The organism is Pseudomonas avellanae BPIC 631 (genome assembly GCF_000444135.1).
In the GTDB taxonomy this organism is placed as follows: domain Bacteria; phylum Pseudomonadota; class Gammaproteobacteria; order Pseudomonadales; family Pseudomonadaceae; genus Aquipseudomonas; species Aquipseudomonas avellanae.
Map to the genome: position 1 here is coordinate 45,311 of NZ_ATDK01000221.1, position 12,404 is coordinate 57,714.

Genomic DNA, 12,404 nt, shown 5'->3' on the forward strand with positions numbered 1-12,404 from the left:
GAAATTCGCAAGATTTGCATTGTAACAGCAGGTTCCTACAGACGCTCAGGCTGAATTCTCGCGCATTTAGATCATAAAGTTCGATAGATAGACCTGACACACCCCGTCACTGTGAGCCGCCAAAATGCTGGTAGCCACGGGTATCGGGGGTGATGTCGGCTCCGACATGATCGATCAGAACCACGCCATTTCCAGCCTCGACCCGGCCGATCACATGCACCGGCCAGCCTGCGTCGAGCAACCCAGCCAGATGTTCGGGCGGCAGCGTAAAGGCCAGCACGTAATCGTCACCGCCGCTGAGCGCCGCCTGTTGCGCGGCCTGCAGGTCGAACAACGCGAGCAGCTGCGGCGACATTGGCAGCCGGTCGCGCTCGATCACCAGACGTACCCCCGAAGCACGGGCGATGTGCCCGCAGTCCGCGAGCAAGCCATCGGAGATATCCAGCGCCGACGTCGCCTTGCCGCGCAATGCCTGACCCAGCGCCAATTGCGGTTGTGGCGACCAGTAGCGCGCCAGCAACGGTTCGGCAATAGAAGCCTCGGCGCTGCGTTGATTCAACACCAGGGGCAACGCAGCGGCACCATCGCCCAGCGCACCGCCGACACACAACAGATCACCTTCGCGAGCGCCGCTGCGTGTCAACGCAAGCCCTGGGGGTACAGCGCCGAACACGGTCAGGGTCAGGCTCAACGGACCGCGCGTGGTGTCGCCACCGATCAGGCGCAACGAACAGCCTTGCGCCATCAGGCTCAAACCGTGAGCAAAGCGCTGCAACCAGTCGGCATCGACGTGCGGCAAGGTCAAGGCAAGGGTGAATGCAACGGGACGAGCGCCCATGGCCGCCAGATCACTGGCAGAGACGGCCAATGCACGCTGACCAAGCAGAAGGGGGTCGCAGACGGCCGGAAAATGCACAGCGGCCACCAGGGTATCGGTCGAGATCGCCAACTGCTCGCAGGGCGGTAACGCCAGCAGCGCGCAGTCGTCGCCGATCCCCAATACAACCTCTTCGCCCGCCTGCGCACAGGGCGCGGCGGCGAAGTAATTGCGGATCAGCTCGAACTCTCCCATGAAGGTCAGGCGCTGATCAGCGCTTGTGAGCCTTCACTTCGACTTCACGCAGGCGCGGTGCAAGCTTGTCCAGCACGCCATTGACGAACTTGTGGCCGTCAGTGGAGCCGTAGACTTTGGCCAGCTCGATGCCTTCGTTGATCACAACGCGGTAAGGCACGTCGATGCGCTTGAGCAGTTCGAAGGTGGACAGGCGCAATATCGCCAGCTCAATCGGATCGAGTTCTTCGATGGTCAGGTCAAGGCAAGGCGTCAGAGCGGTGTCGATCTCGGTCTGGTTGGTTGCCACGCCGTGCAGCAGCTCACGGAAGTAAGTGCCGTCAACGTTACTGAAGTCATTATCGACACGGAACTGGGCTTCGATTTCGTTCAGCGCGTGGCCAGCCATGTGCCGTTGGTACAGGGCCTGCGTTGCCATCTGACGCGCTTCGCGACGTTTGGCGCTCTTGCCCTTGGCGATTTCCGGCGATTTGGCGTCGCGCGGGTTGAACTGGTCGGTATCGTCGGAAATCACTTGGCCTCCAACTGCGACAGCAGGCTGACCATTTCGATGGCGGACAGGGCAGCTTCAGCGCCCTTGTTGCCGGCCTTGGTGCCGGAGCGCTCGATGGCCTGCTCGATGGAATCGACAGTCAATACGCCGAACGCGACCGGAACGCCGAATTCCATGGAAACCTGGGACAAGCCTTTGACGCACTCGCCTGCCACGTATTCGAAGTGCGGAGTACCGCCACGGATCACTGCACCCAGTGCAACGATGGCCGCGAACTCGCTGCGTTGGGCAACTTTCTGCACAACCAGTGGAATCTCGAACGCACCCGGCGCACGGATGATGGTGATATCGCTTTCGCTGACGCCGTGGCGTACCAGCGCATCAACGGCACCGCTAACCAGGCTTTCCACGACGAAGCTGTTGAAACGGCCAACCACCAAGGCGTAGCGGCCTTGGGGGGCGATGAAGGTACCTTCGATGGTCTTCAAGGTCATTCGGTGAGTCTCGTATTAAAGAGCAAGCCCGCCTTGGGGCGGACTTTGAGGGATATTAGGCCACGAATCGCACCTGTCAGGCCAAACGCTGCAAAAAACAGTCTTTCGCATGCTTCAACCTGCCGGTATTTATTCGGAGGGCACGTATTCTACAACTTCCAGATCGAAACCGGATATCGCATTGAACTTCATTGGCGAACTCATCAGGCGCATTTTGCGTACACCGAGGTCACGAAGGATCTGCGAACCGGCACCCACGGTGCTGTAAGTGGTCGGCGTCTTGACCGGTTGCTGCCCTGCAGTTTCACGGATATGGGCCAGCAATACATCGCCATCCAAGGGGTGACCAAGCAACAGCACAACACCGCTGCCCGCCTCGCTAACCGCACGCATGGCGGCGCGCAGGCTCCAGCGGCCGGGCTGCTTGACCATCAACAGGTCGCGCAACGGGTCCATGTTGTGAACCCGCACCAGGGTCGGTTCTTCTGCGCAGATCTTGCCCAGGGTCAGCGCCAGATGCACATCGCCTTCGACCGAATCGCGGTAAGTCACCAGGTTGAAACTGCCCAGTTCGCTGTCCATTGGCTGCTCGGCAATCCGCTGAACGGTACGTTCGTGGATCATCCGGTAGTGGATCAGGTCGGCGATGGTGCCAATCTTGATGTCGTGTTGCAGGGCAAATTCTTCAAGTTCGGCGCGACGCGACATGGTGCCGTCGTCGTTCATGACTTCGCAGATCAGCCCCGTCGGCTCGAACCCGGCCATGCGCGCCAGATCGCACGCAGCTTCGGTATGACCGGCGCGAGCCAGAGTGCCACCGGCCTGAGCCATCAGCGGGAAGATGTGCCCCGGGCTGACGATGTCTTCGGCTTTGGCTTCTTTGGCGGCGGCTGCCTGCACGGTACGCGCACGGTCTGCCGCAGAGATGCCAGTGGTCACGCCTTCGGCAGCTTCGATGGAGACGGTGAACTTGGTGCCGAAACCGGAGCCGTTGCGCGGCGCCATCAGCGGCAGCTTGAGGGTTTCGCAGCGCTCGCGGGTCATCGGCATGCAGATCAGGCCACGGGCGAAACGCGCCATGAAGTTGATGTGCTCAGGCTTGACGCATTCGGCGGCCATGATCAGGTCGCCTTCGTTCTCGCGGTCTTCGTCATCCATGAGGATGACCATCTTGCCCTGGCGGATGTCTTCAACCAGTTCTTCGATATTATTGAGCGCCACGCGGCACCCTCCTTGATTCAGGATTTGAGGTAGCCGTTCTCGGCCAGAAAGCTTTCGGTGATCGTGCCGTGACCCGGTTCTGCTGCCTTGTCGCCCAGCAACAGACGCTCCAGATAGCGCGCCAGCAGATCCACTTCCAGGTTGACCTTACGGCCAGGCAGGTAGTCGGCCATGATGGTTTCGCTGAGGGTGTGCGGCACGATGGTCAGTTCGAACTCGGCGCCATTGACCGAGTTGACCGTCAGGCTGGTGCCGTCAATGGTGATCGAGCCTTTATGGGCGATGTATTTGGCCAGCTCGCGCGGCGCACGCACCGTAAACTGGATGGCGCGGGCGTTGTCGGCACGGGCGACGATTTCGCCTACGCCGTCGACATGGCCGCTGACCAGATGGCCGCCAAGGCGCGTGGTCGGCGTCAGGGCTTTTTCCAGATTGACTCGGCTGCCGCTCTTCAAATCGACAAAGGCAGTCACGGTCAGGGTTTCACGACTGACGTCAGCCCAGAAGCCGTCGCCGGGCAATTCGACGGCGGTCAGGCACACGCCATTGACGGCAATGCTGTCGCCGAGTTTGACGTCGCTCAGGTCGAGCTTGCCGGTTTCCACGTAAACGCGGACGTCGCCACCCTTGGGAGTCAGGGCGCGGATGCTGCCGATGGATTCGATGATGCCGGTAAACATGGGTCCTCCGGGAGAACAAGGGCTACGCGCTAGGCGAAAGCGAAGAATTATACGCCGGGTGCACTGGCAGGGAGAGCAATGACTCGCCAGTCATTGCCGACGGCTCGGATTTCGATAATGTTCAGCTCCAGCGCTTCACTCATCTGCGCCAGTGGCAGATCGAGCAGCGGCCGGGCCGACGAACCGAGAAACTTGCCTGCAATGAATAGCTGAAATTCGTCGACCAGCCCGAGACGCGTGAAGGCACCAGCCAGACGCGGACCGGCTTCGACCAGCACCTCGTTGACGCCCCGCACACCCAGTTCGCCCATCAACCTGCGCAGGTCAACATGACCGGCGCTGTCGGCCAGCGCCAGCATCTCGTGACCGTCTTCCTGATAACGACCCCGCGCCGACGCCGCGGCGCAGGTCACGACCAGCGCACTGCCCGCCTGAAAGAACGGCGTATCCAATGGCACGCGCAGCCGTCCGTCAATCAATACGCGCAGCGGCGGACACGCAGCCGCCAGCGCAGTGAGTTCGGCATTGAGGCCTAACTCGTCAGGGCGCACGGTCAGGCGCGCCTTGTCGGCCAGCACCGTATCGGCACCGGTCAGCACCACACTCGATTGGGCGCGCAGGCGCTGGACGGCAGAACGCGCCTCGGGGCCGGTGATCCACTGGCTTTCACCGCTGGCCATGGCCGTTCTGCCATCCAGGCTCATGGCCATCTTGACCCGCACATAGGGCCGTCCGGTTTCCATGCGTTTGATAAAACCTTTGTTCAGCGCTCGCGCTTCGCTTTCCAGCACGCCGCACTGAACGCTGATACCGGCAGTCATCAGGCGCAAAAGCCCGCTGCCGGCCACTTGCGGATTGGGGTCCTGCATTGCCGCCACGACCCGCGCCAGCCCGGCGCTGATCAGTGCATCGGCGCACGGCGGGGTGCGTCCCTGATGGCTGCACGGTTCAAGTGTGACGTAGGCGGTTGCGCCCCGGGCAAGCTCGCCGGCCTCGCGCAGCGCGTGCACTTCGGCGTGCGACTCGCCGGCCCGCGCATGCCAGCCCTGGCCGACAATCTGGCCGTCACGCACGATTACGCAACCGACTCGCGGGTTGGGGTGTGTCGAATAAAGGCCCTTGCGCGCCAGTTCCACCGCATGGGCCATGTAATGAACGTCGAGGGCTGCCTGTTCAGTCAACACTGCACTCATTCCTTACCCGGCTCGCGGGCCAGACGGTCGATTTCTTCACGAAACTCGTTGAGGTCCTGAAAGCGGCGGTACACGGACGCGAAGCGAATATAGGCCACTTCATCCAGCTTTTGCAGCTCGCCCATGACCAGCTCGCCGACCACCAGCGACTTGACCTCGCGCTCACCCGTGGCCCGCAGCTTGTGCTTGATGTGGGCCAGTGCGGCTTCTAGCCGTTCGACACTCACCGGGCGCTTTTCGAGGGCGCGCTGCATGCCGGCGCGCAGCTTTTCTTCGTCGAACGGCTGGCGACTGCCGTCCTGCTTGATCAGGCGCGGCAAGACCAGCTCGGCGGTTTCAAACGTCGTGAAGCGCTCGCCACAGGCCAGGCATTCGCGGCGGCGGCGTACTTGCTCGCCTTCGGCGACGAGGCGGGAGTCGATGACTTTGGTGTCATTGGCACCGCAGAAGGGACAGTGCATGGTGGCTGGCAACGAAAGAATGAGGAGCGCCATGTTAGCGCATCCTGCCGGCAAGACAAGGCTGGGGGTTTACGGTATATAGACGCGCATTAAAGCGATGTGAAATTGCCCCGGCTCGGTAATACTGCACGCTTGGCGTGACACAGCCTTTCGATTTTTGTCTTGTGGAGCTCTTGATGACGTTACGCCCCCTTTTTTTACTCGGCCTCATCGGTTTGCTGGCCGCGTGCAGTAGCAATGACGCCCCGAAACCTGTCGCCGCGCCGCCCGTTGCGCCAGCGATCAAGCTGCCGGCCGGGCCGGGCCCGTTGCTGCCTTATCAGCGTGAGCTCAGCGGGCAATTGCTGGGCGTCCCGGCCGGTGCCGAGGTCGAGCTGGCGATGCTGGTGATCGACGATCGCGGTCGTCCGCAAAAACTGCTGACCAGCACCTTGCTCAAGGGCAACGGCCAGTCACTGCCGTTTCAGTTGCGCTTCAACCCGGAAGCCTTTCCGGTGGGCGGACGCGTCGAATTGCGCGGCCGTGCGAGCAAATCAGGACAGTTGATTCTGCACCTGCCATCGATGCGCATCGAACAGGCCACCACTCAGGCACTGGGGCAATTGCAGTTCGTCAAGGCGCCATGATCGCCCCGCAACATCTGCAACACGCGTTGAGCGAACTGCTTGGCGACGCCCGGCTGGCTGTCACTGCGCTGCCGGGCACAGAGCTGAAGCTGTGGCTGATCGACGAGGCCAAGATGGACCGCGCCTTCAGCCCGGATGAAACGCGCCGCATTCTGGAAGACCCACCGTACTGGAGCTTCTGCTGGGCGAGTGGCCTGGCCCTGGCGCGTTTTCTGGCTGAAAACCCGCACTGGGTGGCTGGCAAGCGGGTACTGGACTTCGGTGCGGGCTCGGGTGTGGCGGGCATTGCCGCGTTCAGGGCCGGGGCGCTTGAGGTGGTTGCCTGTGATCTCGATCCACTGGCGCTCGCTGCCTGCCGGGCCAATGCCGAACTCAATCAGGTGCCATTGAGCTACTCGACGGATTTCTTTGCCGAGGCGGATCGCTTCGATCTGATTCTGGTCGCCGACGTGCTTTACGACCGCGCCAACCTGCCACTGCTGGACCAGTTTCTCTCCCGAGGCCGCGAGGCATTGGTGGCGGATTCCCGCGTGCGCGACTTCAAGCACGATGCCTACCAGCGTGTGACGATACTGCATGCGCACACCCTGCCGGACCTGGCCGAGCCGCACGAGTTTCGCGACGTGAGTGTGTATCACGCGGCGCGGTGAGCGCTGAATAACAGTCCAGAATCGCTCAGCCAAACGGTTTCTGCAGAATCAAAAGCAGGTGTGTGGACAGTGCCGAGCGTAGGGCAAGGATGATGCCCCACCGCCGACGCCGCTTTCAGCATTGCCCTGCGGGCTTTATAGTTGGCGGCATTCAGATTCTTCGAGACGTGCAATGAGCCAGGAAACTGCTTACATCTTCGACGCAACCAGCGCGAACTTTGACCAACAGGTGATCGACAAGTCATTCGATCAGCCTGTCCTCGTTGATTTCTGGGCCGAGTGGTGTGCGCCCTGCAAGGTCCTGATGCCGCTGTTGCAGCAGATCACCGAAAGCTATCAGGGCGAGTTGCTGCTGGCCAAGGTCAATTGCGACGCCGAGCCGGATGTTGTCTCCCGCTTCGGTATTCGCAGCCTGCCGACCGTGGTGCTGTTCAAGGACGGCCAGCCGGTGGACGGCTTTGCCGGTGCGCAGCCCGAGTCGGAAATCCGCAAGATTCTTGAACAGCATGTGGTCATGCCACCGCCCCCGGCGGCTGACCCGCTCAAGCAGGCGCAGGCATTGTTTGCCGAAAGCCGATTCTCCGAGGCCGAGGCGGTTCTCAAGCAACTGCTGGGCGAAGACAACACCCATGCAGCCGCGCTGATTCTGTATGCACGCTGCCTGGCCGAACGTGGCGAGTTGAGTGAAGCCCGCGCTGTGCTCGATGCCGTTACCGGCGATGCACATAAAGCCGAACTGGCCGGTGCCAAGGCGCAACTGACTTTTCTGGCCGAAGCGGCCACCTTGCCGGATGCTGCCGAGCTGAAAAGCCGTCTGGCGCAAAACCCTCAGGATGACGAAGCCGCGCATCAACTGGCGATTCAGCAGTTGTCGCGTCAACAGTACGAAGCCGCACTTGATGGCCTGCTCAAGCTGTTCATCCGCAACCGCAATTACGCCGAAGGCCTGCCGCACAAGACGCTGCTGCAAGTGTTCGACCTGCTGGGCAATGACCATCCATTGGTGACTGCGTACCGTCGCAAGCTGTTTGCTGCGCTGTACTGAACAATCCAGACTGAAGCCCCCCCGCGACAGGCATCACATGATGCCTGTCGCCGATATTCAGATCAGGCCGTCTCGATCCAGCTGTACAGCGGCGCATCCCCGCCGCTCTCGACCTTCACGTTCGCAGAGTGACGCAAACGCACCAGCAAATGCTTGCCAGCTGCGGTGCTGCCGGCCAGCCCCTCCAGTTGCCCCAGCAGATCCGGCCCACTCATTTGCCCGGCTTTTTGCAGCATTTCCCGAGCGACCAGCCACAACCGGTCATCCGGATTGACCGGCTTGGTCTCGGCAGCGGTCGGTGCCGCCAGGTCAGGCGCTACAGCCTTGAGCTGAGCGCCCAGATGGGCCCAGTCGCCTTCGTCCAGTTCAAGGGTCAAATCCACCGGCCATTGGCCTACGGTTCCACGAATACGCAACATGATGTGTACCTGCTGACAGTCAGGCACACATGCTCCCACAGGCTGGCGCGCATTCCCATGCACAACCGTAAGGGCTCAGCCGTAAAGCCACTGATTGATGACCGGTTCTTTGCCGTTCATGAAATTGCCGAGTGCGCGCACGTCGTAGACGTTTTCCCAGTGCTCGATAATCTTGCCGTCACGAAATCGCCAAAGGCCGCAAAACGGCATGATGATTCTGCGCCCCTCGCAGCGCGCGCGCAGGTCGCCCACCACCGAGCCGAAATGGTCGTTGGCAATGATGTCGTGGACATCCATGTAAAGGGTCTGACGCGTGCGTCTGAGCAGATTGATCTCGTGGGAAAGCACCGCGTCTTTGCCGATGGCTATGGACAGGCCACCGCCAGCGCCCTGATCGGCCTTATGCAGGACGATGTCAGTGTCGGCAAACTCGGTGATACGTGTCGGATCCTTGTACACCGCACGCAGTATTTCCCTGTTCGAATGGAGTTTGTTCATTGATATCTTCCTTGATAATGCACGCGACCGACGTCGAACGCCTGTCCGGGCTGGCGATGAAAATCCTCCCGACGCATCCGGCGCAGGTGTAGCGATTTTCATCTTCCAGAGTAGGACTTGATGACGCAACGTGTGAGACTACTTCTGCATAAGCGCGGGTCGATGTATTCCAGACAGCACCACACACTGCCGGCCTGAAGCGACTCAGTCATCCAGACGCGACACAAAAAACACGTCCACCCGCACCGGCAATTGTTATAAGATCACATAACAGATACCCCCTCATAACCTCCGGAGTTCGCTATGCGCCGCCTGCTACTCGCCCTGCCTTTCGCCCTGTTGCCACTTGTTGCTGCGCACGCTGCTGAAGAACACGACCACGATCACGGCGACGAACACGGCAGCCTGGGTGCCCACGAGCACGGCGTCGGACGTCTGGATGTGGTGCTGGAAGGCAAGACGCTGGAGTTCGAGTTCGACAGCCCGGCCATGAACATCGTCGGTTTCGAGCACGCTGCAACCTCGGCAGAAGACAAAGACAAGGTCGCCAAGGCCCGCGAGTTGCTGCTCAAGCCCAATGCGCTGTTCAGCATCGCCGATGCGGCGAACTGCTCGGCCACTTCGGTGAAACTGGAAAGCCCGCTGTTTGGCGACAAGGATGACGATCATGACGAGCACGCCAAGGCAGGCGATGCCGAACACCATGAGCACAGTGAAATTCACGGTCACTACAAATTCGTTTGCGACGCACCGGCCATTCTGAAAAAGCTCGACCTGTCGCAGATCTTCAAAACCTTCCCCGCCACCAAAAAGCTTCAGGTACAACTGATTTCACCAGGCGGCCAGTCGGGCGCAGAAGTGATCGCAGCCAACCCAACGCTGAAATTCTGATCGCACCCTGCGGCACAATGACCGGGCCTGGCCCGGTCTTTTAATTTCCAACCGAGCGTGAGTCAGCCCATGCCCCAAGCACTGATCGAGCTGTCGGACCTGACCTTTAACTGGCCAGGTCACCCTCAATTGCTGGACATCCCGGGCTTTCGCCTCGAAACCGGCGAAACCCTGTTCCTCAAAGGCCCCAGCGGCAGCGGTAAAACCACGTTGCTGGGCCTGCTCGGCGGCGTGCAGCAACCTGTCAGCGGCAGCATTCGCCTGTTGAATCAGGAGCTGTCGAGCCTGTCGTCGGCGGCGCGTGATCGCTTTCGTGTCGACCACACCGGTTACATTTTTCAGCAGTTCAATCTGTTGCCGTTTCTGTCGGTGCGGGAAAACATCGAGCTGCCGTGCCACTTCTCCAACGTCCGCGCCGAACGTGCAAGGCAACGTCACGGCAGTGTCGAAAAAGCCACGACTACCCTGCTCGCGCATCTGGGCCTGAAAGACCCGGCGATGCTCGCCCGCCGCGCCGATTCGCTGTCCATCGGTCAGCAGCAGCGCGTCGCCGCCGCACGGGCACTGATCGGTCAGCCGGAACTGGTGATTGCCGACGAGCCCACTTCAGCACTGGACGCAGACTCGCGCGAGGCGTTCATTCGCCTGCTGTTCGCCGAATGTCGCGAAGCCGGGGCCAGCCTGTTGTTCGTCAGCCATGACCAGAGCCTGGCTCCGCTGTTTGATCGCAACCTGTCGCTGAGCGACCTGAATCGCGCCGCCGTCGCCGTGGAGATCTGAGATGTATCTGTTTCGTCTGGCCCTCGCCAGCCTGGCCAATCGCCGCTTTACTGCCTTTCTCACGGCCTTCGCCATTGCCCTTTCGGTCTGCCTGTTACTGGCCGTCGAACGGGTGCGCACCGAAGCCCGTGCCAGCTTCGCCAGCACCATCAGCGGCACCGACCTGATCGTCGGCGCGCGCTCCGGCTCGCTCAATCTGTTGCTGTATTCGGTGTTCCGCATCGGCAACGCCACCAACAACATTCGCTGGGACAGCTTCGAGCACTTTGCCCAAAGCAAACAGGTCAAATGGGCGATACCGGTTTCGCTGGGTGACTCGCACCGTGGTTACCGGGTGATGGGCACCAACGAGTCGTACTTCGAGCATTATCAGTTTGGCCGCCAGCAGCACCTGCAAATGGCTGAAGGCCGTGAGTTTCAGACCGATCCTTTTGAGGTTGTCCTCGGCTCGGAAGTCGCCAGAGCGTTGCATTACAAGCTGGGTGACAAGCTGGTTCTGGCGCACGGCGTTGCAGCGATCAGCCTGGTCAAGCACGACGACAAGCCGTTCACCGTGGTAGGCATCCTCAAGCCTACTGCCACGCCGGTGGATCGCACACTGCACATCAGCCTGGGTGGCATGGAAGCCATCCATATCGATTGGCACAACGGCGCGCCGGCCAGGGGCAACGAACGCATTTCAGCCGATCAGGCGCGCAACATGGACCTGACGCCCACGGCGATTACTGCGTTCATGCTGGGCCTGAACAGCAAGATTTCAACGTTCAGCCTGCAACGCGAGATCAACGAGTACCGCGGCGAGCCGATGCTGGCGATTCTCCCGGGCGTGGCCTTGCAGGAGCTGTGGAGCCTGATGGGCACCGCTGAAAAGGCGCTGTTCGTGATTTCGTTGTTTGTGGTGCTGACCGGGCTGATCGGTATGCTGACCGCGATCCTCACCAGCCTTAACGAACGACGTCGGGAAATGGCCATCCTGCGCTCGGTCGGCGCGCGGCCCTGGCATATCGCAAGCCTGCTTATACTGGAGGCCTTCGCCCTGGCGTTGGCCGGTGTGGTCAGTGGCCTTGCGCTGCTCTATATCGGCATTTTCGCGGCCCACGACTACGTGCTCGAGAACTACGGCTTATACCTGTCGTCTATGCCACCTGGCCAATATGAATGGACTTTACTGGGTGGCATTCTCGGTTGCGCGCTGTTGATGGGAACCGTGCCAGCCTGGCGAGCCTACAGGCAGTCACTGGCCGATGGACTGTCGATTCGTTTATGAGGACCTTCATGATGCGGCGCATGCTACTCACTTTGCTGCTCTCGGTTACCACTCAGGTGTGGGCCGCCGAGCCGCGTGAACTGACCTGGAATGACATGATTCCGCCCGATGCACCCGTGGTGAAGCCGATAACGGCACCCATACACGATATGTCCAAGCTGTCCGATGCACTGGCCATGGAGGCAGCGCCTGCGGCCCATCAACTGGCACCGCATGCGCCAGTGGTCAAGGCACTGGATGGCAAACTGGTGCGTTTACCGGGCTACATCGTACCGCTCGAAGTCAGTGAGGAAGGCAGAGTGACGGAGTTTTTGCTGGTGCCGTATTTCGGCGCCTGCATCCATGTGCCGCCGCCGCCAGCGAACCAGATCGTGCATGTCACGAGTGAGCTGGGCGTGAAGGTCGATGAGCTGTATCAGCCGTACTGGATCGAAGGACCGATGCAGGCCAAGTCGTCGACCAGCGAACTGGCAGAAGCGGGTTATCAGATGCAGGCAGACAAGATTCTTGTCTACGAGTTGCCCGATTCATAAGGATGACGGGGTTCCCAGCGATTTCATTGAGCTGAGTCAAAGTCGCCGCTCGACAGCGCTTTAACATTCCGCCCATAAATT

At 60.8% G+C, this 12,404-nt stretch carries 16 protein-coding genes; 7 read left to right on the top strand and 9 right to left on the bottom strand.

Features of this window, described 5'->3' with window-relative positions; translation table 11 throughout:
* Window positions 1-106: 106 nt before the first annotated feature.
* The 7 genes from thiL to nrdR form a co-directional block, all read right to left on the bottom strand.
* Window positions 107-1,072 (bottom strand): thiamine-phosphate kinase, encoded by a 966-nt coding sequence (gene thiL / locus DW49_RS0109710; RefSeq protein WP_024421226.1) that lies wholly within the window; start codon window positions 1,070-1,072, stop codon window positions 107-109.
* 16 nt (window positions 1,073-1,088) lie between these two features.
* Complete coding sequence (nusB, locus tag DW49_RS0109715) at window positions 1,089-1,586, bottom strand: transcription antitermination factor NusB (protein ID WP_003379132.1); 498 nt, start codon at window positions 1,584-1,586, stop codon at window positions 1,089-1,091.
* Window positions 1,583-2,059, bottom strand: a complete 477-nt coding sequence (gene ribH / locus DW49_RS0109720; RefSeq protein WP_002555427.1) for a 6,7-dimethyl-8-ribityllumazine synthase — start codon at window positions 2,057-2,059, stop codon at window positions 1,583-1,585. The genes nusB and ribH overlap by 4 nt, the downstream gene beginning before the upstream one ends.
* A gap of 129 nt (window positions 2,060-2,188) precedes the next feature.
* A complete protein-coding gene (gene ribBA, locus DW49_RS0109725) occupies window positions 2,189-3,280 on the bottom strand; it encodes a bifunctional 3,4-dihydroxy-2-butanone-4-phosphate synthase/GTP cyclohydrolase II (RefSeq protein ID WP_005614389.1) in 1,092 nt (363 codons plus the stop codon).
* Between the two features lie 17 nt (window positions 3,281-3,297).
* Entirely contained in the window at window positions 3,298-3,960 is a 663-nt protein-coding gene (locus DW49_RS0109730) for a riboflavin synthase (protein ID WP_005614388.1), read from the bottom strand.
* A gap of 47 nt (window positions 3,961-4,007) precedes the next feature.
* Window positions 4,008-5,153, bottom strand: a complete 1,146-nt coding sequence (ribD, locus tag DW49_RS0109735) for a bifunctional diaminohydroxyphosphoribosylaminopyrimidine deaminase/5-amino-6-(5-phosphoribosylamino)uracil reductase RibD (protein WP_081591363.1) — start codon at window positions 5,151-5,153, stop codon at window positions 4,008-4,010.
* On the bottom strand, window positions 5,150-5,614 hold the full coding sequence (nrdR, locus tag DW49_RS0109740) for a transcriptional regulator NrdR (RefSeq protein ID WP_003379141.1): 465 nt from the start codon (window positions 5,612-5,614) through the stop codon (window positions 5,150-5,152). Before nrdR ends, ribD begins: the two co-directional genes overlap by 4 nt.
* Before the next feature lie 176 nt (window positions 5,615-5,790).
* On the opposite strand from nrdR, the gene DW49_RS0109745 reads away from it, so the two are divergent.
* From DW49_RS0109745 to trxA, 3 genes are all read left to right on the top strand, one after another.
* Window positions 5,791-6,240: a lipoprotein gene (locus DW49_RS0109745; protein ID WP_003379143.1), complete on the top strand. Its 450-nt coding sequence runs from the start codon at window positions 5,791-5,793 to the stop codon at window positions 6,238-6,240.
* Window positions 6,237-6,890: a class I SAM-dependent methyltransferase gene (locus tag DW49_RS0109750; protein ID WP_005614377.1), complete on the top strand. Its 654-nt coding sequence runs from the start codon at window positions 6,237-6,239 to the stop codon at window positions 6,888-6,890. Before DW49_RS0109745 ends, DW49_RS0109750 begins: the two co-directional genes overlap by 4 nt.
* Window positions 6,891-7,062: 172 nt before the next feature.
* On the top strand, window positions 7,063-7,935 hold the full coding sequence (gene trxA, locus DW49_RS0109755) for a thioredoxin (RefSeq protein WP_024420087.1): 873 nt from the start codon (window positions 7,063-7,065) through the stop codon (window positions 7,933-7,935).
* A 62-nt stretch (window positions 7,936-7,997) separates the two neighbouring features.
* On the opposite strand, the gene DW49_RS0109760 is transcribed toward trxA, so the two are convergent.
* Window positions 7,998-8,354 (bottom strand): hypothetical protein, encoded by a 357-nt coding sequence (locus tag DW49_RS0109760; protein ID WP_024420086.1) that lies wholly within the window; start codon window positions 8,352-8,354, stop codon window positions 7,998-8,000.
* Between the two features lie 75 nt (window positions 8,355-8,429).
* Window positions 8,430-8,852, bottom strand: coding sequence for a nuclear transport factor 2 family protein (locus tag DW49_RS0109765; RefSeq protein ID WP_005614373.1), 423 nt, complete (start codon window positions 8,850-8,852; stop codon window positions 8,430-8,432).
* 303 nt (window positions 8,853-9,155) lie between these two features.
* Here DW49_RS0109765 and DW49_RS0109770 point away from each other — a divergent pair, with 303 nt between their 5' ends.
* The 4 genes from DW49_RS0109770 (at window position 9,156) to DW49_RS0109785 (ending at window position 12,323) form a co-directional block, all read left to right on the top strand.
* Window positions 9,156-9,743 (top strand): DUF2796 domain-containing protein, encoded by a 588-nt coding sequence (locus DW49_RS0109770; RefSeq protein ID WP_005614370.1) that lies wholly within the window; start codon window positions 9,156-9,158, stop codon window positions 9,741-9,743.
* 69 nt (window positions 9,744-9,812) lie between these two features.
* Window positions 9,813-10,523 (top strand): ABC transporter ATP-binding protein, encoded by a 711-nt coding sequence (locus DW49_RS0109775; RefSeq protein WP_005614368.1) that lies wholly within the window; start codon window positions 9,813-9,815, stop codon window positions 10,521-10,523.
* Window position 10,524: 1 nt separating this feature from the next.
* Window positions 10,525-11,790, top strand: coding sequence for an ABC transporter permease (locus tag DW49_RS0109780; protein WP_005614366.1), 1,266 nt, complete (start codon window positions 10,525-10,527; stop codon window positions 11,788-11,790).
* 8 nt (window positions 11,791-11,798) lie between these two features.
* Complete coding sequence (locus tag DW49_RS0109785; RefSeq protein WP_005614363.1) at window positions 11,799-12,323, top strand: DUF3299 domain-containing protein; 525 nt, start codon at window positions 11,799-11,801, stop codon at window positions 12,321-12,323.
* The last annotated feature ends 81 nt before the right edge of the window (window positions 12,324-12,404 follow it).

Excerpts from the sequence above, each read along its gene's own strand:
- thiL (WP_024421226.1), bottom strand. The coding sequence starts at position 1,072 with ATGGGAGAGTTCGAGCTGATCCGCAATTACTTCGCCGCCGCGCCCTGT.
- DW49_RS0109730 (WP_005614388.1), bottom strand. The coding sequence starts at position 3,960 with ATGTTTACCGGCATCATCGAATCCATCGGCAGCATCCGCGCCCTGACT.
- DW49_RS0109770 (WP_005614370.1), top strand. The coding sequence starts at position 9,156 with ATGCGCCGCCTGCTACTCGCCCTGCCTTTCGCCCTGTTGCCACTTGTT.
- DW49_RS0109750 (WP_005614377.1), top strand. The coding sequence starts at position 6,237 with ATGATCGCCCCGCAACATCTGCAACACGCGTTGAGCGAACTGCTTGGC.
- DW49_RS0109765 (WP_005614373.1), bottom strand. The coding sequence starts at position 8,852 with ATGAACAAACTCCATTCGAACAGGGAAATACTGCGTGCGGTGTACAAG.
- ribD (WP_081591363.1), bottom strand. The coding sequence starts at position 5,153 with ATGAGTGCAGTGTTGACTGAACAGGCAGCCCTCGACGTTCATTACATG.
- trxA (WP_024420087.1), top strand. The coding sequence starts at position 7,063 with ATGAGCCAGGAAACTGCTTACATCTTCGACGCAACCAGCGCGAACTTT.
- DW49_RS0109775 (WP_005614368.1), top strand. The coding sequence starts at position 9,813 with ATGCCCCAAGCACTGATCGAGCTGTCGGACCTGACCTTTAACTGGCCA.
- nrdR (WP_003379141.1), bottom strand. The coding sequence starts at position 5,614 with ATGCACTGTCCCTTCTGCGGTGCCAATGACACCAAAGTCATCGACTCC.
- DW49_RS0109745 (WP_003379143.1), top strand. The coding sequence starts at position 5,791 with ATGACGTTACGCCCCCTTTTTTTACTCGGCCTCATCGGTTTGCTGGCC.
- ribH (WP_002555427.1), bottom strand. The coding sequence starts at position 2,059 with ATGACCTTGAAGACCATCGAAGGTACCTTCATCGCCCCCCAAGGCCGC.
- DW49_RS0109785 (WP_005614363.1), top strand. The coding sequence starts at position 11,799 with ATGATGCGGCGCATGCTACTCACTTTGCTGCTCTCGGTTACCACTCAG.
- DW49_RS0109760 (WP_024420086.1), bottom strand. The coding sequence starts at position 8,354 with ATGTTGCGTATTCGTGGAACCGTAGGCCAATGGCCGGTGGATTTGACC.
- DW49_RS0109780 (WP_005614366.1), top strand. The coding sequence starts at position 10,525 with ATGTATCTGTTTCGTCTGGCCCTCGCCAGCCTGGCCAATCGCCGCTTT.